Here is a 24937-nt window from a genome sequence, read left to right on the forward strand (position 1 = left end):
CCTTGAAACCATCCTTTTCTAACACATTTATATTAAATTACCTAAGTCGCTTAAAGGAATTTTTTCTCTTTTCCAGACGATAACATCAATTGAATCTCTTAGTTCTTTAAGCTGTATGCTGTCTAAAGTATTAATCCGGTTTTTTATACAGCTGAAAGAATCCTCCACGCTCTCAGAACCCAGCTCTTTTATTTCCCAGTTTAAAAGAACAGCCGGGTGCACTTTAAGGCTCTTAGCCAATTTTTCAACTACATCAATTGTTGGATTAATACAAATATCACGTTCTATATTGCTTAAGTAAGACTTAGCAATTTCAGCACGTTCTGCAAGCTGTGAAAGCGACAGTTTTTTCTTCACTCTTATTTCTTTCACACGACGACCAATCATTATTGTTAAGCACTCTCCTTATTAAAATGTAAACCTGCCTTAAAGAACAACGCTACTAGCTATAAATAATACTGCACCTTTATTTTGTTATGAGTAAAAAACCAAATAGACTATGCTGATAAATTGATAACGCTTACCTTTATTGAACAGTTTGAAATTGACCTTCTAATAATTTATGAAAAGCTCCTTCTTTTTCATAAGCCAGATGATTAAAGCTCCCTTTTTGAATTACTTTTCCTTCTTCTAACACAAGAACCTGATCTGCTGATTGTATAGTAGACAACCTGTGAGCCACAACAACAATCGTTACTTTTCCTTTTAATCGGTCAATTGACTCTTTAATCTTATTCTCATTATTAGTATCTAAGGCACTTGTAGCCTCATCTAAAATCAAGAGCGCTGGTTTTTTTAAAATGGCTCTTGCCAAAACAAGCCTCTGACGTTCTCCGCCGGATATTTTCATCCCTCTATCTCCAATAACAGTATCTAGACCCTGAGGCAAATTCTCTACAAATTGATCTGCCATTGCAAATTCTAATGCTTCCCATAATTCTCTTTCACTAGCCTGTGCATTCACCGTCAGCAGATTCTCTCTTACGCTAGTATTAAATAAAAACGCGTCTTGAGGTACATAGCTGATGGATTGTCTTAAAGACAGTAGAAATTCATCTTTAAGCGGCTGACTATTTACAAATACCTCTCCTCGTTCAGGAGAGTTCAGTCCCATTAATAAGTCAATAAGCGTACTTTTCCCAGCTCCAGAAGGACCTACAATAGCTGTCATTTGATTATGAGGAATAGTCAAGTTAATATCTTTTAAAACATAATTACAACTGTCTTTTTTGTAGCGGAAATAAACGTCTTTGCACTCTATTTGAGGCTTTACAATTAAGGGAAGTTCATCTACTTGTTTAAATTCTTGTTCCTTAGAACATTCTTCTATGAGCTTCGTAACAGCCTGACAAGCAGGAAGAGTCGCTGCTATTTGTTCGAAGTTAGATTGAATAGTAATAAATCTCGGCCATAACCTAGAAAAAATAAGAATAATTAATAAAAGCTGCTCACCTTCAGCATGAAAAACTTTTACGGATATAAATATAAACACTGTAACTAAAATAGCCGCACTCACTTTATATACTAGCTGAGAGCTTGACTTAAGTCTTACATATTCAATTTGTTCTGCATTCATTCCAGAAGTTAAGGAACGCAGCCAATCAATATAGCTGTTTTCTAACTTATTACTTTTGATATCTTTAATACCATTGAGCTGGTCTGTTATTCCAGCCATGTAGTCTTCTCCTAATTGTGATGTTCTGCGTCCTAAGCTTCTAGATTTTTTTACGAACTTTTTTGAAAGATATCCTAGTATCAAACCGAACAGCACGATAAAAAGAGTCATTTTAACAGACAGCCAAAGTGCAATAGCCAGTTGTATGACCATAAAAATAGTATTAGACAGTAGCTGAAGGAAAAAATTAATACCTCCTATAACACGCGCTAACTCTGCAGTTAATAGATTGATAAGAGTTGATTTTCTCTTTCTTAAAAACAACTCCCATTTCGAATGAAGAAGTAAGCTGTAAATTTCAATTCTTAAATCTCTGCTGAATTTTTCTCTAGCTTTAACATCTCGAATAGCTAAGCTTCTCTGAAGAAGATTTTGCCCAACAATAATTAATAGATAGACACATAAAATTAAGGGTAAATACAGGGACGGTGGGAGTAAGGCAAGAAAGCCAAACAGCTGCCCGAGTTTGCTAGATGCAGCATTTGTCTCTACCACCCCTCCGATGCTTAACAACGGAATAATTAGTAAAATTCCAACTCCCTCCATTAAACTCACCATTGCCATCCCAAAAATATTAAAATATATAACCTTCCCTGTGAAGTGATGTAATTTCTTTATATAATATAATAATGGTTTCAATATACGTTCTTCTGCCTCCTATCAATTTGACCTATGATTTATTCACCTTGCTCCACACTTAGTTCTTATATGCTAACTGTTTAGAAAGAAAAGTCTAAAATAACACTGATTTCTTTAGTTTTCTCCATGACCATAAAAATGGCCGCAGTAAGAAATATAAAAAATATAAGCTTTTCGGTAGCCTAAAGGTACGTTCATCTGCAGAACTTGGGTAAAATGAAATAATTAAAAATTTACATTTTTGCCGTTTAGTTTTCATCGAGAATAAGTAGTTTTTATAGGATTTTTCTAAGCTTTTCGTTTGAGAATGCACATGTAATTGAACCATTTCTTTTATAAAAGGAATTGCTTTTTCCGCTAATTGATTAGCTGCCTTTGTATTTATAATACCCTGAAGCTCTTCATGTACTGGTGTTTGAAAAAACAGATGTGCTAATTGAAACGCTTGCCCTACTAAGTTCTTCTGCTGATGTTTAATTGCCAATTTCTTAAAATGTACATAGTTGATATCTTTGTTTCTTACCATTTGATCAATATCTTTTAACCATCGCAGACGAAACCATCCATGACGAGCGCCATGAGAAATTAAATACAGAAGCAAGTCCTCTTTTCCCATAAAAGATATTGGATGCTTGGTTACTTGACTTTCTCTTTTTCTGCTCCAAAGTTCTTCGAAACTAGCTCTTTTTATCGGACGCGGATGCAGTCGCCAATGAACTTCAACTTGAACCTTCTTGTTCGGATGATAATAGACAATATGGTGACTGCGCCATTTTTTCTCATTTAACACAGTTGATATTTCTTCTTTTTCATAACCTAGACTGAAAAGAGTACTTTCTGTTCTTTCTAACTCTTCCTCTCTCACCAGAATGTCGAGATCTTTAGACATTCTAAGAGAAATATCCCCAAAGAGATCATAAGCAACCGGCGGCCCTTTTAAACACAGAGTTTCAATATCATTTTCCTGAAACACCTTATCTAGTGATTCCATTTCTCCAGTTAGCTGAAGCATCTTAAACGTATTTTTTTTATATTCTTGAAACAGCGCTTCTATAACATTTGATGGAACAGCATCAGGTGTATCTTTTAACCTTAAATAAACTAATGGACAAACTCGATGGTGTTTTACTAGCTCAAGAAAATAACTCCAGTTAATTTCTTTTGATGGTATTATTTCTTCAGATTTGTTCTCTTCTCTTAACAGCGTTAATAAAAAATCAAGCTCTTTAGACTGACTTATATCAATGATTGGTTGTTTGTCTATCATCGCTTTTCCTTTCGCTTTCCTTTATTATGTAAGGATTTAGAGAAGTTCCCTACAACAGTAAACCTTTCCATTCCTTCTGATCCCGTTACGTATGTTGAACCGCTTCGCAGCCAGGCATGTGCAATGAAATTTCCGCTTTCATCTTTTCCTGTACCTAAATACAGCGTACTTTCAATACAGCGTCTTTCTAGCATCTTCATACCTGCAAAAGCTTTTACGAGACATTGACTTTCCCAAAAAGTATATTTGCTCATTGTATAGATAGCTTTTGAAATATGCGCTAATGTTTTAGTTTCATATCTATCTTCATCCATACTGCTTTCTTTCATATGCTCGCCTAACATAGGTGTAACCTTAGAAAATGGCAAAGCTTTAAGGATTCTTCCGTAAGCAAGATAATAAAATGCTTCTATTAACAAAAGCTTTTGATTCGTATCTAACCATAAAAAATGTTTAGCTTTTTTTATTAATTTCATCACAGCTACTCCGGTATTATTAATATAAGATACAAATAAAAAGTTACTCTTCCACAACCAGCTTAATTAAACTTTCTTGATACAGGTTCTCTAAAAATGAGATAACTTCTTCTTCGCATTTATCCGTTTGAACATCGTACTTTTTTACAATATGATTAACTAAATTGTTTACTTCTGTTGGTTTACTAATGCTTTCCCAGATCTCTCCTCCGATTTCACCTAGGTTGTAATACTTACCGTTTTTAATATTTAGCATAACTTTTTCATTTCCCATATCACTTACGATATTTCCCTCACTCTGTATAACAACATGCTTAGGTAGGATTTGGCCTGATTTAATCAATTGCATTCCCTTCTTTCACTGTATTTAGTATTTTGGATACGGACTCATATGGCGTAAAGTTCGAAGAAGATCGAGTTACTTGAAAGGTATTTACGCTTTTAAGAATCTCTGAAGAATAAATAAAGTGCCATTCCTTTAACCCCAGCCTTTGTAAGAGTGAACCTCGAAACGTATGGTGAAGTAAAATACGAAAGCCCTCTAAGCCATTGGTTTGACGGATTTCTACAGATTCCCCGCTTCCTTTTACGAGCTCAAAGATTCCCCCTAAAGGAATGGGCTGAGTATGAAAGCTGTTTTTTACCGGTACTGAATATTTTGTTTCTCTTTCAAATAAAGGATTATATTTTCTGGAATCAATCCCGAACTCGTTTAAGCTTTCTTCCCATAGCTTTTGCTGCGGGTACGTTGGTTGAACCATTGGAGTACGGTCATTCGAAAAGGTGACAGGAATGACGTCATCGCTTATAAGCTTATATCCTTTCTGAATAAAAGCTGACGCTAGGGTAGACTTTCCAGCTCCAGAGTTCCCAACAATAGCATATGCCTTTTCATCTATAGCTATCGCACTGCCGTGCAAAGGCAAGGTTTTTTGCTGCATTAAAATTACTCCCATGCAAGTTCCCAGTATGTATAGCCTCGCCTTAGCTTCATCAAAGTCTTTAAGGGGTGCTACTGCAATTTCTTTTCCATTCTTTATAGAAAAAATGGCTAGATTGGGAACTTCAAACGCTACGTAATTGCTGAGAACCGTAAAACCCTTTTTCTGTTCTAGTTCTATTTTGTCTTTTGATAATTTAATAGAAACGTCTATATAATCACCTGGAGAAATTAGAGAATTTAATTCTGGTAAAGGCAGCTCACTCAAAATATGCAGCCCGAAAGCATCGTAAATATATTTTTTTTTGATACTAATCATTGATTTCACTCCAGATGTTATTAATTTTTTGAAAAACCCTCATACAACTTAATCTGTATAAGGGCAATCTTCTATAGTGATTTATTTAAATTAGCTGTAGTGAACTGTTTCGTCTGGATCTGACTGTACGGCATCAGGAATACTAAGTCCAGGGCCCGCCATAGTCATATTTACGTCAAGTACTTCTAGTACTGGCTTCTTCCACTCTTTTTTCATAGGTACACCCCCTTTCAAAGAAACTTGTTTACAAATCTATATACTATTAAGCTGCGCATCAAAACTTTGAAGTCCGTACTAAATATAGATTCTGGCTTTGGATTATCTTTTAAATTTTCCACAGCAGCTTTTATTAAGTTAATATCAAAATGTTCAGCTATAAAGTCAGATTTTTTTACTTTTTCCATTTCGTTCATAAACAGATTCCAATCCGATATCATACGCTGAATACCGTCTGCTCCTTGCAAGCCTCTTATCTTTTGGTTAAGCCTTATGTCATCTGGAAGGTGATTCTTAGTTGCCCTTCTAATCAGAGATCTATCTTGACCATTTTGTACAAACTGCGTTTCAGGAACTGATAAACAAAAACGAATAACTCTTAAATCGTTTGTCGGATCACGATCCCATAAAGAATGATATAAAGACAGCTTTGTTGTATATGTACCGTTAATACTCCAATAATATGGCTGTAAAAATTGAGTTTTCCTTATTTCATAAGCGCTTTTAGTAAGTAAACCGTTCGTATTTATGTCGTGTTCTTTTAATCTCGCATATACATCAAATCTCTGGGCAAAATCAGGATTAATAATAGGGGGATAGGGCGTTTCTTGCCTTGATGAGATGAGTGAATGCAATCTCGGAAAAGCTTTTTTGGCTACTACGGGAAGAACACGAGATCTTCCAACTCCCAAATTCCTGCTATACAAGCGCAGCTCTCGCAAGAATTTAGCTAGATTTCCTTTTTTTAAAAGCTGTGCCTGATAATCTAGCGCCGGCCCCCAAGAGATTGTCCAATTTCCCCTCTGCCCATTTAATAAAACTCCTATCCCTTTTTTAGAGGCTTGTTCATAAATACCTCTAAGCCAAAAGCTGTTTTCAAAAAATTTATAAGGTGTTTCTAGTATTTCCAGCCATTCATCAATTTCGGAAAAAGGGCTTCTTTCTTCAAAATCAAAGTAATTATCTTCTATATTGCCTATGTAATTAGCAGTTGATTTGATAAAGGGCTTTTCATTTGCCACTCTGCTTTTAGGGGACCAATCTTCAAACTCATTTATTGGTATATAGCTAAATGTATGTAATTTTTTACTTTCTTTATAAAGAGATTTAGATGCAAAACTAGCTACTGATCCTGAATCTAATCCTCCGCTTAAATGAGCGCCGACCTGCAATCTCGTTCTTAGCTTAGAATCTACGGCTTGCTGAAACACTTCGCGAAACGCTTCTTCGTACTCTTCGTTTGACTTTAGCTTCAGCTTTTTCTCTTTTTGCACTATACAATACCTTTTCACTTCAAGCCGATTATGACAAACGGTTATTGAATGAGAAGGCGGTATTTGTTGAATTTCTTTATAAACAGTTGAAGCGGCATCCGTTGACTCAAATGTTATTGGAATGGCTAAAAATTCTGCAAGCCACTCTTCATTTAAAGATTTTTTTATATAAGGTAACGAAAATAACGGATTAATAGCGGTGCAAAAAGCCATGCTCGCTGCATTTTTGAAAAAATATAGAGTTCGGTTTCCCGAAAAATCCCTTGCTCCAAATAACTTTTGCTTTTTCTCATCCCAAATGACAAAAGCAAAGTCTCCCACTAAAAATTTCGGGGCTTCCTCTCCCCATTTATGATACGCAAGCAAGATCAGTTCACTATCTGTAATTTGCGCTTTATAGATATCCTTGATCTGCAACCGATCTACCAATTCTTCACGGTTATCAATAATCGCATCTGCCGTAATAGCTAACTGCTTCTCATAGTCATAATAAGGTAATTTTTCTCCAACAGATTCTGAAGTGATCCATTGTGTATGACTTAAAAGTGCAACATTTCCTTTTTTCCATACCTGTATGTCATCGGCTGGATATTTGGATAAAGCTTGAAGAACGTTAGCTACCTCTTCGTGAGATACGGGATTGTTATTAAAATGATAAATTCCAGCTATTGCACTCATATTTTCTCCTCTCACGATTCTAATGTTCTTTATTAAGAACGAAAATAACCACTATGACCTGTTATTTGTCATACATGTTTAATTGATTTTAGTTTTTAATTCTTTTTTCCCAACAAACTACCAATTAACGACTATTATAAAGAACATTAACTAAAAAGTAAACCTCAATAAAGAACAATTTTCGATAAATATCCACTAAATAGTACAAATGTCGTGTTCAGTCAGTTATTGATCTTAATTGAGAACAATCTCTTTTTTTATGTTCTTGCATTGCCTGGAAAAATAATTTGCCTATTTAGCAATCAGTGAGCACCTTTGTTAATTCTTCATTAATGAGCGTTTTCCCCATGGAATAATTTAACACACCCTTGTCCACACTATACTTATCTGTTTTTTATAAATACATACCATTTTTATAGATAGGAGGAAAGCTCATTGAACGCAGAAAGCAAGCGTTTGACTTCGCCTGAAATAACGAGTCTATGCGCGCAGTATCAGCAGGATACGCTGGCGGTTTGTGTAGCAAAACACGTTCTTGCAACGGTCACGGATGCAGAGATTCGGTCGCTGTTTGCCTTTTCGCTAGAGCTATCGAAAAAGCATATTGAGCTGCTGACTGCCATTTTTCATGCTGAACATTTTCCGCTGCCAAAAGGTTTTACAGATGAAGATGTGGACTTGCACGCACCTCCGCTTTTTACAGACTCGTTTTGGCTCAAGTATCTTCACGACATGACGATTCACGGCTTGGCAGGATACGGCATTTCATTTAGCGTGTCCGTTCGCCGAGATCTTCGAGATTATTATCATCAGTGTAATTTGGACGTGATGGAAGTATATAATCGGTCTCTCGACCTACTTTTAGCAAAAAATCTTTATGTGCCGGCTCCTTATTTTTTAAATCCCAAACAACAAGAGCACATCACAGATTTGACTTACGCTCTTGATTTTGTAGGAAAGCAGCGCCTTTTAAACGCAACGGAAGCCGGAAATATTTATTTTAATTTGCGCAAAAGCATGGCAACCAAAGCGCTTTTAATTGCCTTTAAACAAGTAAGTAAACGAAAAGACGTGCGGAAAGTCATGGAGACGGGGCTTGATGTGGCGCATAAGCATATCGAGCTTTATTCTTCCATTATGCACGAAGAAAACCTTCATACGCCTCCGCTTTTGGATAATGAAATCACAACGTCTACGCACGCGCCTTTTTCAGAAAAGCTGATGACGTTTCACGCAGGCGCAATGTTTAAAGTAGCCATTACTTATTACGCAACGGCAATGACTACCAGCATGAGACTTGATATTGTCGGTCACTGTGAAGCGTGTATTTTACGGGACTTAAAAGTAGCGGGGCGCTGCAGCGAAGTGATGATTAAAAACGGGTGGATTGAAAAGCCCCCTGAAGCAAGCGATCGTAAAGAAATGTAAGTTTTTTTATAGCAGCTCTTGACCTGAAACGCGTTTCATACTTTATGCTTTGTTTATTCCCATCAGCCGGCGTGACACGAACGGTGGCGTTACGGCTGATATGTTATCCATAAAAAAATCCGGTGTGTTCACCGGATTTTTTGGTATGACTACATATTCATTTCTTTTTTATACGCCAAGTACGAATACAGATAAGGAATCGCCACGCACAGAACGATACTCCCCCACATGATAACGGACTTGTATCCATCAGGTAAAAAAGCGCTAATAAGAATTAGCAGTCCGCCAATAAAAAAGAGCTTTCCAGATAAACGATGCGTCTTTTTCCATACGTTTTCATTGCTTAATGTCCACGGTGTACGAATCCCCATAAAATAGTTAGAGCGCACGCGCTGCAAGTAGTTTCCGATAATGATAAAAACGAGTCCAGCCATAATCGGAGCAATGTACGACATCGGCACGTTATAGCCAAGCCCCTGTAAAATAGTGCTCATATTTACAAAAAAGAATAATAGCAGTACGGCGTTTAACAGGATATTGTACGTTTTTGAAAAGTACTTATAATTTTCTTTCCGAGGGTCAATTCGCGGAACAAATGCAATGATAAAATAAATAAGTACCATGATGCCTACTGTTAAGATCATTGCGTTTATCTTCGTTGCAAATCCGTCTGCTTCTCCATTTGCTCCCCAGTGGATGGGCATCGTAGCTGGAAGGTGCGGCAGTGCAATCAGCCATGCAACCAGTGTTAAAAGAGTAATGCCTAAAGGAAATACGTGTTTTTTCATTTAACTCTCTCCTTTCTGAAAGCTGAAAAACCAGCCAATTAAATCTTGAAAAACGGTTGTATTTAATGAATAAATCACAAACTGCCCTCTTTTTTCATCTTGAACGAGGTCCGCTTGCTTCAAGATTTTTAAATGATTTGAGATGCTTGGTTTGGTCATATTAAAATACTCGGAAATTTCTCCTGCGGTTAAATCCCGCTCTTTTAGTAGCTCTAAAATCTTCCTGCGAGTGGGATCCGCTAAGGCTTTAAACGTTTCATTCAATTGAAGTTCATCTCCATCATATTTAAGTATTTAGATAATTATCTAAATATTAAACTATAAAATATACTATGTCAATATTTTGAAAAGAGAACACTTGCATTTGACTCATTTTTTTGTTTTTTCAAAGCAGTCCATGCATACAAACTGCGCTTCTTGATGTAAAAAAGCTTTGATTTCGGTCATTCCTCTTTTACTTGGATACTTCATTCTCATCCATACTTCTTCATTCGGCTGAATTTCTTTTTGACAAACAGAACACTGCTCTTTTATTCGAAACATATTATCCCCTCCATCTCTTTGTCTAACTATACGTTTTACTAGCCAAAAGGTTTCATAAAAAAGAGGCTGGAACGTAACCAAATCAATTCCAGCTAAAGACAAACAAATGAGAGAATGAGCTGAGCCGCTTGTGACACCGCAGTTGATTTCCGTGCAAGGCTTCGCTTTCCGCGGGCGGCCGCTGAGCCTCCTCGTCGCATATGCTCCTGCGGGGTCTCACCTGTTCCGCTTTTCCCGCAGGAGTCTTCGCCTTGCCCTCCAATCAACTGCTAGAAAGACTTACACACATGAAACCTATGTTTACCCTAACAAAAAAACCGAACCACGAATCAAACATCTTGATTAATGGTTCGGTTTTCACTTTGTCTAAAATCCTTTTGTCCCAGCCTCTTCCTTCAACTAAATTACTTATGTCCTAACCTCTTTTAAACATTATAGCGGCGTTACGTCTTCCTGCTGTTTTTGCTGTATTCTTTGCTTTTTCGATTTTCTAAAATGAAGCAGTTCATATACAACTGGAATGACTACAAGCGTAAGAAGAGTTGCAACCGCCAATCCTCCGATTACAACGACTGCTAAACTTTGAGAAACGAGGCTGCCGCTTTCGCTTTGTTTAAATAAAAGCGGCAGCATTGCACAAATCGTAGCAGCAGACGTCATAACAATTGGACGCATACGCGTAGCGGCTGCTTCAACAATGGCATCGCGCATAATCATTTTCTTTTCATTTTGCTTCACGCGGTCTAATAGTACAATGGCGTTGGTTACAACAATACCAATCAGCATTAATGCTCCAAGTAAAGCCGTTACGTCTACTGGGATACGGCTGATTAATAATCCTAAAACGGCACCGATGGCAGCAAGCGGAAGCGAAAATAAAATCGCAAACGGCGTGCGGATCGTTTTAAACGTAATCACCATAATTAAGAACACAATACCGATCGACACGAGCATCGTAATAAACAAGTCAGAGAAATCTTCTCCTTGCTGAGTGCTTGCTCCGCCGATTACAACGTCAACATCTTTTGAAATGGAGAGTCCTTTATTCTTACCGTCTCCAAAAATTGTTGTTTGGATGTTTTTATTAATCTCTGAAAGCTTTTCTGGATTGACATCTGCTGTTACTTGAATATACGGGTCTCCATTTTTATGAAACTGATTTGTTGGCTTTTCAGCTTGCGTTAGTGAAGCCACTTTTGAAACAGGTGACGGTCCTGTCTCTGTCATAATAGAAATATCTTTTAACTCTTTTGGTGATGTTGGATTTAAGACAGATTCAAGAAGCACGTTTGCTTGCTTGCCTTCTAAATCTATCGCTCCAATCGGTGTTTTGTTCAGCATAACGCCAAGCTGCTGCGCTACTTGCTGCGTGTTTGCTTTTGTTGGATCTACATCTAAAGAGTAAATCGTTTTCTTTTCGTCTTGGTTCGTAGAAACTTTGTCTACTCCTTTTATATCGCTGATTTCTTTCTTAATGCTGCTTGCCGTTTTTTCTAACTTGTTCATATCGTTTCCAATTACATCAACGGTAATGGAAGTAGTGGAAGCTCCCATGAGTGAAGCAGCACTGACGCTAAGATCTCCTCCGTCATAGAGTTTCTTTTGATTTTGGATTCGTTTCATTAGCGAATCCGTATTCCCACCGTCTTTTACGATAATCGTATACGTAGCTTCAGTAGGCGAACCAACGTCTCCCCACTTGGCTCCTTCGTCCGTATTACCAAGCTGCATGTATACTTCTTTTACTTCTTTTTGAGCTAAAATATAGCGTTCAAGCTGCAGTGATTTTTCTTCTACGGTTTTAATTGGCGTATTATTTGGATAGCTTAACGTTGTGCCTACAAAGTCGGATGAAGAGTTATCCACCGCTCCTTTAGGCATCATCGTGTACGCGCCAATAGATCCGACAAATAAAAGCAGCGAAAGCAGCAGCACAACCCATTTATGATTAAGCGACCACGTAATAAACTTTGTAAAACGAACCGGCTGCTTGTGCTTGCGAATTTTTTCATTTTTTAATAATCCTGCACTCATTAACGGTACAACCGTAAGTGCCACAATTAATGAAGATAGCAGCGAATACGTCAGCGTTAGAGCAAAAGGAAGCATAAAGTCTTGAAGCCCTCCGTTTACAAGGCCGATTGGTAAAAAGACGGCTACTGTCGTTAACGTAGAAGCGGTAATAGCAGAGCCTACTTCTTTTGTGGCATCAATAATCAGTCCAAGCGAAAACTTTTCTTTTTGCATTTTGCGGAAGATGTTTTCAATGACAACGATGCTATCATCTACCAATCTCCCAATCGCTACGGCTACTCCTCCAAGCGTTAAAATATTGAGCGTTACGCCTGATTTGGATAATAAAAAAAGCGTAAAGCAAAGCGATAGCGGAATGGATACAATTGTGATAAACGTAGAGCGAACGCTGCGTAAAAACAGCATGATGACAACGGTCGCAAAAAGTGCGCCAAGCAACACTTCTTTCATCATGGAATGAACAGAGTTTTGTACGCTGTCCCCTGTTGCAAAAAATACAGAAGCATTCACATTGTTATAGTCTTTGTTAATTTGCTGAGACAGTTTTTTTACTTCTTTTGTAATGCTAACGGCGTTTGAGTGACTGTCTTTTGTAACAATAAGTAAAAGTGCATCTTTTCCGTTAATATGCGTCACGACGCCTTCAGGCTTTTTCACCTCTACTTTTGCAAGGTCGCCTAGCGTTACATCCTGTGCAACCGGCAGCTTTTTCACTTTGTCCAAGCTATCAATTTTACCAGTTACGTTGATATTGCTCGACTTGTTATTAATGACTTTTTCTCCAACTGCAAGGGACGTGTTTTTTCCTTCTAACACGCTGATGACTTTATCAATCGTCACGTTCTTTTGTGACAATTTTTTATTGTCAACTTTAATAGACACGTAGGAATCCGCTGTTCCATACGTTTGAACACTCGCAATGCCTTTAATGTCTTTATATTTAGGGATCAGTTTTTTCTCTGCAAGATCCAGATTATCTCTTGTCAATCCTTCTTTAAATGTGAGTGAAATATCTGCGATGGGAATCATAGAGGTGTTTAATTGAATAACATTAGGCTTTGATACGCTGGCTGGAAGCTGCACCGAAGACAGCGCTTCTTGGACGTTTGTTTTTGCTTCTTTCATATCCGTTTTGGATTCAAATGAAATATCGATTTTGGAATAGCCGTCTCCCGTTGTCGAATACACGTTGCTTTTTCCTTTAACACCGGCTACTGCTTCTTCAATTGGTGACGTAACTTGTTTTTCCATCGAGTCTGCATCCGTTCCTTGCCCCATAACTACTACTGACACTTGAGGCTGATCAGCGGTCGGCAGGAACTCCATCGGAAGTGTAAAATAACTAATGACTCCTAAAGCTAAAATTAAAATAGACATAATGGTAATAGCCGCTTTATTTTTGAACGACCATTTGGTGAGCCATGACATGAAATATCCCCTTTCACTTTTTCGTACAAACTCAGTCAAACATTTCTAAAATATGCTAAATAACCACTAAATTATACCTAATGTTTCTTACCATTTAAAGACTTATTTTTGTAGAAAGTCCCATTATTTGAACGAGATTACTTATGGATAATATAAGCAGCTTCTTTACAGCACAAAAAAAGACGCCGATACCCGGCGTCCCACATGTAGTAAGTGAAAGAAGAAGAAGAATATGCCTACGATTTCTCAGGCAATTCTATGACCTTATTGTGTCTCTTCCCGTTTTTTTACGAAATAAACATATTTAGCATAAATTCCCTCAACTAGCAGCTCGATTGTGCTTTGTTTCCGTATCGTTTTGAATCTTTAACGACGTTAATAACGCCACGATGCTTCCGGCAAAGCCAAATAAAAACAAGTGATGAATGCCTGCCATAAAGCTTCCGCCTGAAGTCAGCAACGCACCCATAATCGTAACGCCGATTGCTGTTCCCATGTTTCGGCAAAACATAAAAAATGACGTTGAAATACCTCTTTCATGTCCTCCTACTAATTGCTGTACACCAATGACTCCAACCGTAGACAGCAGACCAAACGACAGTCCTTGTACAATCATGACGCAAAACACATAAAAGAAGCCGTGACTTTCATTTAACATCATTAGAAGTGTTCCCGAACCAACCAGCAGCACATTCCCGATTAACAACAGCTTTCTGTAGCCGTGTTTTAAAATCCATTTACCTGCAGGCACGGACACAGACATCCATCCAACCGCTGTTCCTAACAGCGCAACTCCGCTCATAAACAGTGACAGATGCGCTACTCGCTGTAAAAATAACGGAATGTAGCTTGACGTTCCGAATAAAGCCACCGTTCCAATAAACGCATTGATATTAATCCATGACAGCGTTTTGTTTTGGAACATTGACAACGGTACAATCGGAGAAACATGTTTTCGTTCATGGAGATAAAAAATGACCAATAAAATAAGTCCAGCGACTGCATACACAATTCGGTTCTGTTCCACTACCGTCACAAGCAGCAGTGACGTAACGCCCGCTCCAAACAAAATAGCGCCGATGTAATCGACTTTTGCTCGTTTCGGCTCATAGCTTTCTTGATACGGCATTAACGTCAGAAACGAGACGATACATACCGGTAAATTAATAAAGAAAATCCATCTCCACGTTAAATAATCCACAAAAAAAGCGCCTAAAAGCGGTGCTAACACAGCTGATAATCCCCACATCGTTGTAAAGAGCGCCTGAATTTTCCCTCGTTTCTCCACTGGAAATAAGTCTCCGGCAATAATAGCGGGAAAGGCCACCATAAACCCAGCTCCTATTCCTTGAACCGCACGGAAAAGAACAAGCTGAATCATCGTATTTGCCACGCCGCAAAGCATTGAACCAATTAAAAAAGCAATAATTCCAAACCCAAATACTTTTTTGCGGCCAAATAAATCCGATAATCTTCCCGCTACCGGAGATAAAATCGTACTTGCAATCATGTACGAAGCAAACGACCACGCGTACAAATCAAATCTTCCAAGCTCTTTTGCAATAACGGGCATCGTCGTATTCATAATCGTTGAATCAAGCGAAGCCACTAGCATTGCCAGCACAATACTAACCATTACGGACGTTCTGCTTTTCATGTACCAATCTCCTTATCTCTATAATCTGAGCGTCTAGTGTACTCCTCCTTGCCGTTTGTTGTCTATACTTATGCATACAAAATGCTAAAAAGCTTCTCACTTTACTATGAGAAGCTTTTTACCCCCTTATTCACATATCTTCTTGAACCTTTTCTTGATCAGACAGTTCTTTGTTTCGAGCCATAACCGCAAATCCAGCCATTACAATGATACTGCTTGAAATGCCGTATAGAATTGGCGTAGTAGAAGAAAGTCCTTCAATCAATAGACCTCCAAGTACTACTAGCGTACTAACAACAATCGCTGAAACTCCGGCTTTTGGATGAATGTCTTTCCAAAACAGCGAGACAACAAACGGAACAAAGATCGCTCCTGATAAAATGGCATACGCAACGTCTAAAGCAACAAGCACGTCTTGAATCCAAAGAGCAAAAATAATAGCAAGCACGCCGACAATAAGTGTATTCACACGGGTTAAAATTAAATAATTTTTCTCTGAAATATTTTTAAGCCACACTTTTTTAATGATATCGTTGCTAATGAGCGTAGAAGACGCAAGCAGTGTTCCTGAAGCAGTTGACATCAGCGCCGAACAAACGCCTGCCAGCACGAGACCTAATAACCCTTGAGGCAGAATTTGAATCGCAAGCGTCGCAAAAATGCTTTGACTGCTTTCTGCGTTTGGCAGCAGCAAATATGCACACATTCCAATTACACTTCCCGCAATTGCGTAGGCAATGCTGTACACCCCTGCAAAAATAGAGCCGTTTCGCGCAATTTTTTCTGTTCGCGCCGTAAATACCCGCTGCCAAATATCTTGAGAAACTGCCATACCAAGCGTATACAAGAGGAAATACTGAAAAATTTGACCGTATCCAATCGATGAAAAATCAAAATACGATGATGGTAAATCTCCGGTAAGAGCTTTGAAACCTCCTGCTTCTGATACACTCATCGGAAGCATAAATCCAAAAATCGCCACCGTCATCACAACAAATTGAATAATATCAGTAACCGTTACGCTCCACATTCCGCCTAAAATCGTATAGAACAAAACAATCGAACCGCCAATTAGCATCGAGGCCGTCATGTTCCATCCAAGCAACGCATGAATGATCGTTCCCATTCCAATCACTTGAGTGACCGATACCATGAGTGTATAAATAGCGGCAACAACGGCGCTGATAATTTGCGCTTGAGCGTTATATCTTTTTCCTAGCAGCTCACTAATAGTAGTCACTTTCAACGACGAAATCCGCTTAATAAAAATCGTGCCAAGCGTAATGATTCCAAGTCCAATCATCGTCACAAACCAAATGCCAGACAGCCCGTGCTCGTAGCCAAGCTGAGCGGTTCCAATCGTTGACGCCCCGCCTAAAATAACGGCAGACAAACATCCTAAATACATAAACATCCCCAAGTTTCGCCCGGCTAAAATAAAATCTTCTGATGACTTTGCTTTTAATGAGCCAATGATACCCGCTACAACCAATACGCCAAAATAGACAAACATAACCGTCATATCCAGTCCGTTCATAACAGATTCCTCCTTATTATGGGTCAATCTATCTTTCGTTGAAACAAAGAGCTTCTTAAAGCTTTAGATCACGTGAAGACTTGTGATTTCTGTCAATGCTTCGTCTAACACGCGAAGCCCGGCGTCAATTTCTTCTTTTGTAATCGTTAAAGGAGGAATCATTCGAATCACTTCTCCGCTATTTCCGCAAAGGTAAAACAGCACCCCTTTTTCCAAACATTTGTCTAAAATCTCAAGAAGAAGATTTCCGTCACCTTGCTTTGTTTTTGGATTAATAATTTCAATTCCAATCATTAGTCCTACTGAACGAATGCTTCCGATCACTTCATGCTTCGCTTTCAAATGCTGAAGCTGAGCCGCTGCATATTTCCCCATTGCTTTTGAGTTTTCAATTAGCTTTTCTTCTTTTAGTACGTCTAGCGTCGCAAGTGCTGCTGAACAAGCAATGGGATTACCTCCAAAAGTTGTTCCATGTGTACCAATCGGCCACTTTTCCATGAGCTGTTTAGAAGCTACAGTAGCACTTAACGGAAGTCCTGATGCTATGCCTTTTGCGATTGCCATAATGTCAGGCGTCACGTCAAACGTTTGAGCTGCAAACCACTCGCCGGTGCGTCCAAAGCCGGTTTGCACTTCGTCAAAAATAAGCAGAATGCCGTGTCTGTCACATACTTCTCTTATTTTTTGCAGCCACGCTTTCGGCGGGATCACGTAGCCGCCTTCTCCAAGAACCGGCTCTACAATCATGCACGCCACTTCTTCCGGCGTTACTTGATGCTTAAACAACGTGTCAAAATCTTTTTCCAGCTTTTCCACGCAGTAGATTTCCGGATCTTCTCCTTTTGGACACTGAGTCACGTCTGCATAAGGCACTTGATACGTTAAGCCCGATGGCTGAAGAAATTTCCGGTATTTGCTTTTTGATGTTGTCACGCTAAGCGCTCCGAGAGAACGGCCGTGAAAGCAGCCCATAAACGAAACCGTATAAGGTCTTTGCGTCACGTATTTTGCTAGCTTTAACGCTCCTTCTATTGCTTCAGTTCCGCTATTGGCAAAGAAAAAGCAGTCCAGGCCTCTTGGCAATACTGTTTTTAATTCTTCCGCCAGCTGTAAAATAGATTTGTACATAATCACACCTGACGGGCCGTGCATAAGATGATCAACGCTTTCTTTAATCGCTTGTACAACTTTAGGGTGACGATGACCTGTATTCGCTGTTGCAATACCTGATGTAAAATCTAAATACGTTTTTCCGTCCGCTCCGTAGTAGTAGCAGCCCTCTGCTTTTACCACCGGTAAATTAGGATGATCTTTCGCCATGCTTGGTGCTAGTAAATCCGGTAAACTGTTCATTAACTGTGTAAGTGATGCCTGTGTCATCTGACTTCCTCCTCGCAATCTATCAAGTAATGTGTTTGTACTTGTTTTACATGCAAAGAGCGTGCCAAAGACGTTAAAAAACGGAATGTTTTTTTAATTTTCTAACAACTGAAGGCTGACTGATTCCGAGTGCTTCGCCTATTTCTGTTGTCGTTTTATACTGTTTTTTTGCTCTTACTAATATCTCTTTTTCCAGCTCGTTTAACGCGTCATTAAGCTTCATTTCCCCATGTTCTTCAACGTGTTGAATCCGTTTTTTCCTATGCAGAGAATGCGGCAAATGCTCCATTGTAATCAGCGTTTGTGAAGACACAACCACCGCGTGTTCAATCACATTGATTAACTCTCGTACGTTTCCTTTCCACTCATGTGCAAGCAGTGCGTGAATAACCGCATTATCAAACGTTCTTTTTCGGTTGTATTTCTTTTCAAACTGCTCGGCAAAATGTGTGAGCAGCGGAAAAATATCTTCAGGACGCTCGTTCAAAGATGGAATGGTAATCGGTACAACGCTTAAACGAAAATACAAATCTTCTCGAAATTCTTTTTCAGCAACGGCTTTTTCTAAATCTTTGTTCGTCGCTGCAATTAAGCGAAAGTCCACGGTTTTGGGCTTTCTTCCTCCAACGGAATAAAACTGTTTTTCTTGAATGAGCTTTAAAATTTTCACTTGATGCGCCGGTGACAGCTCTCCCACTTCATCTAAAAAAAGCGTGCCCCCGTCTGCTAATTCGACCAGTCCTACCTTTCCATTTTTAGATGCACCGGTAAAAGCCCCTGCTTCATATCCAAACAGTTCAGCCTCAAATAAATGGTCTGGAATCGCCCCGCAGTTCACTTCAATAAACGGCCCTTTGCTTCTTGTACTTTTGTTATGTATCAGCTTGGCTAAATGCGTTTTTCCTACTCCGGACTGCCCTAAAAGCAAAATATTTACGTCTACGTTCGAAACGTGAACGGCCGTACGAAGAACGTGCTGCATCTTATCGCTGTTGCATACAATTCCTTCTGTTGATAGATTTTGGTTCCGCAGCAGCATAAGCTCGCTCTTTACGCGCTGCATTTCGCCTTCCATCGCATCAAGATATGTTTTCATTTCCATCAGCTCCGTCACATCGTGGGAATAGCTGACGATTCTTTTAATCTCACCTTTTTCATCTTTGACCGGAATGCCCGTAACGAGCACTTGCTTGCCTTGTTTAGTTGTTTGTACAAGCGTAATTTTCTTCTTTGTTTCAAGCACAATTGGGGTAACGATTGGGGTAAACAACCCTTGTTTTTCAAGTTCATACACAGACTTTCCGAGCAGTTTTTCAGCTTTTACATCGTAAATGTTTCCCGTTCCTTCATGTATTCGGACAATGATGCCTTTTTCATCCGTCACAAGCAAATCATCTTTTAATGAATGAAGGATCCACTGATTTTCATTCCATTCTGAATTCATGTATGCTCCCCGCTTTCTATTCACTTTTGAATAAAATACAATTCGTTTTTGAATAACGGCATTTATTTTTGAATAATCAATTTATTATATCACGAAGGCTTCTTTTTATTTTGAAACAGTAATTGAAATGAAGTTAAAAATGCATTAATATATTTTTATGAAGTTATAACTTCTTTTTTTAGGAGGCTATATGAATCCATCATTTCAAGAATTAATTAAACATAAATTCCCTGACCTTTCTCGCGGTCAAAAAAAAGTGGCGGAGTTTCTCGTCAATTTTATGGAAAAAGGCTCGCTGTACACGGCTGGACAAATTGGAAAAGAAGCAGGTGTCAGTGAAACAACCGTTATTCGTCTAGCTTACGCACTTGGGTTAAATGGCTTTTCAGATCTGCAGGAGCTAATGCGAAAAGAATGGCTTTCTTCTGCCGAATCAAAAGAATCGGCTAGCAAGCCTGCAGCTGATTCTGCAGCGGAAGAAAAGAAACCTTTTAGTGAATGGCTTTCCCCTGTTGACGAAAAGGAATTATCTCAAGCTGTAGATGCGCTTATCAAAAGTGATCAAGTGTATATTGCGGGTTTCCGTGAATCTCATACGGCAGCGTACTGGCTGTATTATAAAATGAATCAACTTCGCAATCATGTTCTTTTATCTTTTCCAACTGGATTTTTGCTTGAAACGCTATGCAATCTCACAAGCGCATCAACGGTTGTTGTATTTTCACTGCCGCGCTATACAAAAGAAGCGCTCGAAGTAGCTCAGCAGGCTAAAAAACAAGGAGCGAAAGTCATTGCCATTACAGACCGCCGTCTATCTCCGGTAGGTCAAATCGCTGATATCACGCTTTTAGCCGGAACAACCGAACATATTTTATCGCTTCTTGCCCTGTCTCAAATTGTCATTAGCAGCATGCAAAAAAGAGATGAAAAAACGGCTGGAAAAAGACAAGAACACTTGGAAAAGCTCTATACCGAGCAAGGCATCTTTTTAGAATAAATGATTAAAAGAAAGGAAGTAAACATATGACTGAAGCTTTAACGATTCGTTCACTTACAACAACCAATGAACTAGAAGACGTACGCGCATTAGAAAGCCGCGTCTGGGGAGAAGAAGAAGCAACGCCCGTTCATCAAACTTTGACCGCTGTTAAAAACGGAGGTCTTGTTCTCGGTGCGTTTTTAGATGAAAAACTGATTGGCTTTCAATATAGTTTCCCCGGGTTTGACGGAACGTGCGTCTACTTATGTTCTCATATATTAGCAGTTGACCCTGCCTATCGCAGCATGGGTATCGGTGCCAAACTTAAGCATGCGCAGAGACAGGAAAGTAAAAAAAAGGGCTATTCATATATCAGCTGGACGTATGATCCGTTAGAAAGCGCCAACGGGTATTTAAATATTGGAAAGCTTGGAGCCGTTTGTTCTACATATATTGAAAACTGCTACGGAGATATGAATGATCCGTTAAATGCTGACTTGCCTTCTGATCGATTCGTTGTAGAATGGGCATCCGCAGAAGATACAACACGAGCTCAGCCTCCCTATACGCCAGATCAAATAATGGAGGCATCGCTTACTCAATGGACGTTAACGGATGAAGGGTTTCCTTCTGTTACAGATATTGATGAAAAATGGTTGGATCGTGACGTCGTGTCTGTAGCTATTCCGTCTGCGTTTCAGCAAATGAAAGAAGTCTCTCCTTCTCTCGCATTGGACTGGCGGATGCGTACAAGATACGTATTTCAAACGTGTTTTGCAAAAGGATTCCAAGTAACAGATTTTATGAAGCATCCAGAAAGCAGCGCGCCCGTTCATTTTTACATTTTAACGAAAAAAGAGGTGCAAAAATGAAGATCAAACGCGTCATTTTACGCCATTTAAAAATGGATTTACTTCATCCGTTTACGACAAGTCTTGGAAAAGAAGTGGATCGAGATTTTATTTTAGTAGAAATTCAAGACGAAGACGGACGATCCGGCTGGGCTGAATCCGTAGCGTGCGCAGATCCTTTTTATAAAGAAGAAACGCTCAAAACAAACTGGCACATTATGGAGGATTTTTTAATTCCTTTGCTTCAACAGAAAGAAATTCAGCATCCTGATGAAGTATCCCAACGCTTTGCTCATATTCGAGGCAATTACATGGCAAAAGCGGCGTTAGAAGGCTCAGTTTGGGATTTGTATGCGCGCAGGCAAAACCTCGCTCTATCTAAAGCGCTAGGAGGCAGTAAAAATCAAATTGAAGTTGGGCTTAGCGTTGGCATTCAGCCTACGATTGACGAAACGCTTCGCAAAATTGAAGCCGGCTTGAATGAAGGATATAAGCGGATCAAAATTAAGATTAAGCCGAGCTGGGATCTTAACTTGACGCGCGCGGTTCGAAACGCGTTCCCTTCTATTCCGCTGATGGTTGATGCGAACTCTGCTTATACGCTTGCAGATGCTGATCACCTTGCTCAGCTTGACGAGTTTGATTTAATGATGATTGAACAGCCGTTAGCTCATGATGATTTAATTGATCACGCTGAACTGCAGGCCCGCATGAGCACCCCTATTTGCTTAGATGAAAGCATTCATTCAGCTGAAGACGTTCGAAAAGCTATTAAACTTGGAAGCACGCAAATTATTAATATTAAAATTGGACGCGTAGGCGGACTAACCGAAGCAAAAAAAATTCATGACCTTTGTCAAACTCACGGTGTGCCCGTATGGTGCGGCGGTATGCTCGAATCAGGTGTAGGGCGAGCACATAATATTGCCATTACCACACTTGCTAATTTTACACTTCCCGGAGATACGGCCGCATCCTCTAAATACTGGCCGCGTGATATTGTTCATCCGGAAATCACGGTCGACAACGGCATTATTTCCGTTCCCGATACACCAGGCATTGGCTATGAACCTGATCACGATCAGATAAAAGCGCTAACTTTACACGAAAAAACCTATACTTGCTAATCTTAAACAGGCTGGAACAAAAGTATGTTAGTTGAAGGACAATCCGAACGGTACACCGTTCGGATCTTTTCATTGTGATGATAAACGTGAACGTAGGTTTCATGTATGTAGTGGCTTCTAGCTGTGGATTGGAGGACCAGGCTCTACCGCCCGCGGAAAGCGAGGTCTTGCACGCAAATCAACAGCGGTGTAAAAAGCAACGCATACTAGCTGCTTTATTCAATTGATTTCTTTTTAGATTGGATGGATTTAGTTATGTCCCAGCCTCTTTTTTATAGGCTCCTCTCCCGAGATGATACGTGCCTTGGCAAGATAAACAAACATATTAGCAAAAATGGTCTTATGCACAATCCTTCTAGTAATAAATGAATATAAATAGAGTGTAAGGGACATGCAAGGGTATATTCATTACAAATTTTAGAAGAAAGGAGCATACTGATGAATATTGAAATTGGAATTGCCATTTTCGTGTTTACAATGACAATGCTCGTCATTTTTTGGAGGCCAAACGGCATCAACGAAGCATGGCCGGCAGCCATAGGAGCAGCCATTATCCTGCTTACAGGGATTGTATCCAAATCAGACATTGTTGATATTTTTGCAAAGATAAGCGGCGCTTCTATCACCATTATTGCCACCATTGTCATGGCCGTCATATTAGAAAGTTTTGGATTCTTCCACTGGGCAGCTGCACGACTAGTGAGTTTATCCAAAGGCTCAGGGTACCGATTATATTGGTACATTCAACTGCTTTGCTTTTTAATGACTTTACTATTTAATAATGACGGCAGTATTTTAATTACCACTCCAATTTTAATTCTACTTTTGAAAAACCTTCAGCTAAAACCCCACCAGCAGATCCCCTACCTTTTAAGTGGAGCGCTTATTGCTACCGCTTCCAGCGCGCCTATAGGTGTAAGTAATATTGTCAATTTGATTGCCTTAAAAATTGTTCATATGTCGCTTTATATGCACACGGCGATGATGTTTGTACCGGCGACACTTGGTTTATTATTTATGTCTTGGCTCATGTATACGGTCGTAAAACGCCATTTGCCAAAAAAACTGCCGCATGCTTCAAAAGATATAGAAGAAAGTTTCTTTACGAAACAGTTTCACCCCTTAAAAGGAAGCATTTCTGTTGAAACAAAACGTAAACGCACACAATTTATGCTGAAAGTTTTATTATTTGTGTTTGTTATGCGCTGTCTCCTATTTGTCGCCTCTTATTTCGGCATACCAATCGAATTGGTTGCTGTACTAGGCTCACTGATCTTGCTTGTTTGGAGATGGTATCACTTACGTACAAACCCGATTGATATTTTAAAGAAAACGCCGTGGCACATTTTCGTTTTTGCCTTTTCGATGTACGTTATTATTTACGGACTGCATAACGTAGGGTTAACGGAGCTGCTTGTAAAAGTTTGCGAACCAATCGTAAATCGAGGACTTTTTGAAGCAAGCTTTATCATGGGAGGACTTGTTTCTATTCTCTCTAACTTGTTTAACAATCACCCTGCCCTGATGGTTGGAACCATCACCCTGACTGAAATGGGGCTCGATCCTATTACTCTTAAAACCATTTATCTTGCTAATATTATTGGAAGTGATATGGGCTCGCTTTTATTGCCGATTGGAACACTGGCTTCTCTTATTTGGATGCATATTTTAAAAGAAAATCATATCAAGGTAAAATGGAAAGATTATTTAAAAGTATCACTTATTGTTATCCCGCTTACCACGATCGTTACTCTTTTCCTCCTATTCTACTGGGTTCAGCTCATTTTTTCTTAATACTGATTTACAGGACGGATTGTACTCTTTTGAAGCTTACAGTCCGTCAGAAATAAACAAATGTCTCCCATAAAAACTCACTAGATTTTTCTATTGTTTTTTCATAGATACACATTCACCCAATAAAAACAATTTTTTACATTCACTAATTATTTAGAACAATTTAAAAAGAAAATCAATAAATATATTGAATCGAATTTCCTTCATGTGATAAGATATGGTTATATTGTTACTTTAACAATACATAGAGCGAATGAAGTAGAAAATATGCAGATGCATAGAACTTTCTAAACCCCACACGCAACATTTAGAGAGTGACATTCATTTTCTCAGTAACACCCATACCTTTCTGAAAAGAGTGAGTACATTAGACTTGCTCTTTTTGTCTGTTTACTAGCAAGGTGCACTTCTTATATCAGGCCTTGTTTTACAATAAAACGACAAAAAAACAGGTAACTAAGCA

22 protein-coding genes are annotated in these 24937 nt (G+C 39.0%); 5 read left to right on the forward strand and 17 right to left on the reverse strand.

The features are described 5' to 3' along the window. Positions 1–27 precede the first annotated feature (27 nt). The 8 genes from ACRPLQ_RS13965 to ACRPLQ_RS14000 form a co-directional block, all read right to left on the reverse strand. On the reverse strand, positions 28–387 hold the full coding sequence (locus ACRPLQ_RS13965; protein ID WP_432236111.1) for a helix-turn-helix domain-containing protein: 360 nt from the start codon (positions 385–387) through the stop codon (positions 28–30). Positions 388–526: 139 nt separating this feature from the next. Next, positions 527–2314, reverse strand: coding sequence for an ABC transporter ATP-binding protein (locus ACRPLQ_RS13970; RefSeq protein ID WP_432236112.1), 1788 nt, complete (start codon positions 2312–2314; stop codon positions 527–529). A 94-nt stretch (positions 2315–2408) separates the two neighbouring features. Then, entirely contained in the window at positions 2409–3581 is a 1173-nt protein-coding gene (locus ACRPLQ_RS13975) for a nucleotidyltransferase domain-containing protein (protein WP_432236113.1), read from the reverse strand. Further along, entirely contained in the window at positions 3578–4057 is a 480-nt protein-coding gene (locus tag ACRPLQ_RS13980) for a lasso peptide biosynthesis B2 protein (RefSeq protein WP_432236114.1), read from the reverse strand. Before ACRPLQ_RS13980 ends, ACRPLQ_RS13975 begins: the two co-directional genes overlap by 4 nt. Positions 4058–4100: 43 nt before the next feature. Next, entirely contained in the window at positions 4101–4400 is a 300-nt protein-coding gene (locus ACRPLQ_RS13985) for a lasso peptide biosynthesis PqqD family chaperone (RefSeq protein WP_432236115.1), read from the reverse strand. Continuing rightward, positions 4393–5316: an aldolase gene (locus ACRPLQ_RS13990; RefSeq protein ID WP_432236116.1), complete on the reverse strand. Its 924-nt coding sequence runs from the start codon at positions 5314–5316 to the stop codon at positions 4393–4395. The genes ACRPLQ_RS13985 and ACRPLQ_RS13990 overlap by 8 nt, the downstream gene beginning before the upstream one ends. Positions 5317–5406: 90 nt before the next feature. Then, positions 5407–5532 (reverse strand): paeninodin family lasso peptide, encoded by a 126-nt coding sequence (locus ACRPLQ_RS13995; RefSeq protein WP_141559328.1) that lies wholly within the window; start codon positions 5530–5532, stop codon positions 5407–5409. Positions 5533–5546: 14 nt separating this feature from the next. Continuing rightward, positions 5547–7484 (reverse strand): asparagine synthase-related protein, encoded by a 1938-nt coding sequence (locus ACRPLQ_RS14000; RefSeq protein ID WP_432236117.1) that lies wholly within the window; start codon positions 7482–7484, stop codon positions 5547–5549. 435 nt (positions 7485–7919) lie between these two features. Here ACRPLQ_RS14000 and ACRPLQ_RS14005 point away from each other — a divergent pair, with 435 nt between their 5' ends. Then, positions 7920–8912, forward strand: coding sequence for a DUF3231 family protein (locus tag ACRPLQ_RS14005; protein WP_335708486.1), 993 nt, complete (start codon positions 7920–7922; stop codon positions 8910–8912). 149 nt (positions 8913–9061) lie between these two features. Here the strand turns inward: ACRPLQ_RS14005 and ACRPLQ_RS14010 are convergent, their stop codons facing one another. From ACRPLQ_RS14010 to ACRPLQ_RS14050, 9 genes are all read right to left on the reverse strand, one after another. Beyond that, the gene (locus ACRPLQ_RS14010; RefSeq protein ID WP_432236118.1) at positions 9062–9700 is read right to left on the reverse strand and encodes an SdpI family protein; all 639 of its coding nucleotides are present in this window, start codon (positions 9698–9700) and stop codon (positions 9062–9064) included. Beyond that, entirely contained in the window at positions 9701–9964 is a 264-nt protein-coding gene (locus ACRPLQ_RS14015) for an autorepressor SdpR family transcription factor (RefSeq protein ID WP_013082079.1), read from the reverse strand. 105 nt (positions 9965–10069) lie between these two features. Further along, positions 10070–10243 carry a Fe3+ hydroxamate ABC transporter substrate-binding protein gene (locus ACRPLQ_RS14020; RefSeq protein ID WP_406901782.1) on the reverse strand — a complete coding sequence of 58 codons (174 nt, stop codon included), beginning with the start codon at positions 10241–10243 and terminating at the stop codon, positions 10070–10072. Between the two features lie 92 nt (positions 10244–10335). Continuing rightward, entirely contained in the window at positions 10336–10509 is a 174-nt protein-coding gene (locus tag ACRPLQ_RS14025; protein ID WP_182028386.1) for a hypothetical protein, read from the reverse strand. 166 nt (positions 10510–10675) lie between these two features. Then, a complete protein-coding gene (locus tag ACRPLQ_RS14030; RefSeq protein WP_432236119.1) occupies positions 10676–13705 on the reverse strand; it encodes an efflux RND transporter permease subunit in 3030 nt (1009 codons plus the stop codon). 319 nt (positions 13706–14024) lie between these two features. Continuing rightward, positions 14025–15362, reverse strand: a complete 1338-nt coding sequence (locus ACRPLQ_RS14035; protein WP_432236120.1) for an MFS transporter — start codon at positions 15360–15362, stop codon at positions 14025–14027. A gap of 130 nt (positions 15363–15492) precedes the next feature. Then, positions 15493–16899 carry a sodium:solute symporter gene (locus ACRPLQ_RS14040; protein WP_034269962.1) on the reverse strand — a complete coding sequence of 469 codons (1407 nt, stop codon included), beginning with the start codon at positions 16897–16899 and terminating at the stop codon, positions 15493–15495. A gap of 63 nt (positions 16900–16962) precedes the next feature. Next, on the reverse strand, positions 16963–18279 hold the full coding sequence (locus tag ACRPLQ_RS14045; RefSeq protein WP_432236121.1) for an aspartate aminotransferase family protein: 1317 nt from the start codon (positions 18277–18279) through the stop codon (positions 16963–16965). A gap of 73 nt (positions 18280–18352) precedes the next feature. Continuing rightward, positions 18353–19723, reverse strand: coding sequence for a sigma-54 interaction domain-containing protein (locus ACRPLQ_RS14050; RefSeq protein ID WP_028407737.1), 1371 nt, complete (start codon positions 19721–19723; stop codon positions 18353–18355). 190 nt (positions 19724–19913) lie between these two features. On the opposite strand from ACRPLQ_RS14050, the gene ACRPLQ_RS14055 reads away from it, so the two are divergent. The 4 genes from ACRPLQ_RS14055 (at position 19914) to ACRPLQ_RS14070 (ending at position 24474) form a co-directional block, all read left to right on the forward strand. Next, positions 19914–20720, forward strand: coding sequence for a MurR/RpiR family transcriptional regulator (locus ACRPLQ_RS14055; protein ID WP_099330665.1), 807 nt, complete (start codon positions 19914–19916; stop codon positions 20718–20720). Between the two features lie 26 nt (positions 20721–20746). Further along, positions 20747–21574 (forward strand): GNAT family N-acetyltransferase, encoded by an 828-nt coding sequence (locus tag ACRPLQ_RS14060; RefSeq protein WP_432236122.1) that lies wholly within the window; start codon positions 20747–20749, stop codon positions 21572–21574. After that, positions 21571–22680 carry an o-succinylbenzoate synthase gene (menC, locus tag ACRPLQ_RS14065; RefSeq protein WP_432236123.1) on the forward strand — a complete coding sequence of 370 codons (1110 nt, stop codon included), beginning with the start codon at positions 21571–21573 and terminating at the stop codon, positions 22678–22680. Before ACRPLQ_RS14060 ends, menC begins: the two co-directional genes overlap by 4 nt. Positions 22681–23118: 438 nt before the next feature. Continuing rightward, positions 23119–24474 carry an arsenic transporter gene (locus tag ACRPLQ_RS14070; protein ID WP_033578244.1) on the forward strand — a complete coding sequence of 452 codons (1356 nt, stop codon included), beginning with the start codon at positions 23119–23121 and terminating at the stop codon, positions 24472–24474. Positions 24475–24937: the final 463 nt, after the last annotated feature.

Origin of the sequence: Priestia sp. TRN 1309, assembly GCF_050846875.1 — a bacterium.
In the GTDB taxonomy this organism is placed as follows: domain Bacteria; phylum Bacillota; class Bacilli; order Bacillales; family Bacillaceae_H; genus Priestia; species Priestia zanthoxyli.

Coding starts and splice junctions, on each gene's coding strand:
- ACRPLQ_RS13965 (WP_432236111.1), bottom strand. CDS start 387: ATGATTGGTCGTCGTGTGAAAGAAATAAGAGTGAAGAAAAAACTGTCG.
- ACRPLQ_RS13975 (WP_432236113.1), bottom strand. CDS start 3,581: ATGATAGACAAACAACCAATCATTGATATAAGTCAGTCTAAAGAGCTT.
- ACRPLQ_RS13980 (WP_432236114.1), bottom strand. CDS start 4,057: ATGAAATTAATAAAAAAAGCTAAACATTTTTTATGGTTAGATACGAAT.
- ACRPLQ_RS13990 (WP_432236116.1), bottom strand. CDS start 5,316: ATGATTAGTATCAAAAAAAAATATATTTACGATGCTTTCGGGCTGCAT.
- ACRPLQ_RS13995 (WP_141559328.1), bottom strand. CDS start 5,532: ATGAAAAAAGAGTGGAAGAAGCCAGTACTAGAAGTACTTGACGTAAAT.
- ACRPLQ_RS14000 (WP_432236117.1), bottom strand. CDS start 7,484: ATGAGTGCAATAGCTGGAATTTATCATTTTAATAACAATCCCGTATCT.
- ACRPLQ_RS14010 (WP_432236118.1), bottom strand. CDS start 9,700: ATGAAAAAACACGTATTTCCTTTAGGCATTACTCTTTTAACACTGGTT.
- ACRPLQ_RS14020 (WP_406901782.1), bottom strand. CDS start 10,243: ATGTTTCGAATAAAAGAGCAGTGTTCTGTTTGTCAAAAAGAAATTCAG.
- ACRPLQ_RS14030 (WP_432236119.1), bottom strand. CDS start 13,705: ATGTCATGGCTCACCAAATGGTCGTTCAAAAATAAAGCGGCTATTACC.
- ACRPLQ_RS14035 (WP_432236120.1), bottom strand. CDS start 15,362: ATGAAAAGCAGAACGTCCGTAATGGTTAGTATTGTGCTGGCAATGCTA.
- ACRPLQ_RS14040 (WP_034269962.1), bottom strand. CDS start 16,899: ATGAACGGACTGGATATGACGGTTATGTTTGTCTATTTTGGCGTATTG.
- ACRPLQ_RS14045 (WP_432236121.1), bottom strand. CDS start 18,279: ATGACACAGGCATCACTTACACAGTTAATGAACAGTTTACCGGATTTA.
- ACRPLQ_RS14050 (WP_028407737.1), bottom strand. CDS start 19,723: ATGAATTCAGAATGGAATGAAAATCAGTGGATCCTTCATTCATTAAAA.
- ACRPLQ_RS14055 (WP_099330665.1), top strand. CDS start 19,914: ATGAATCCATCATTTCAAGAATTAATTAAACATAAATTCCCTGACCTT.
- ACRPLQ_RS14060 (WP_432236122.1), top strand. CDS start 20,747: ATGACTGAAGCTTTAACGATTCGTTCACTTACAACAACCAATGAACTA.
- menC (WP_432236123.1), top strand. CDS start 21,571: ATGAAGATCAAACGCGTCATTTTACGCCATTTAAAAATGGATTTACTT.
- ACRPLQ_RS14070 (WP_033578244.1), top strand. CDS start 23,119: ATGAATATTGAAATTGGAATTGCCATTTTCGTGTTTACAATGACAATG.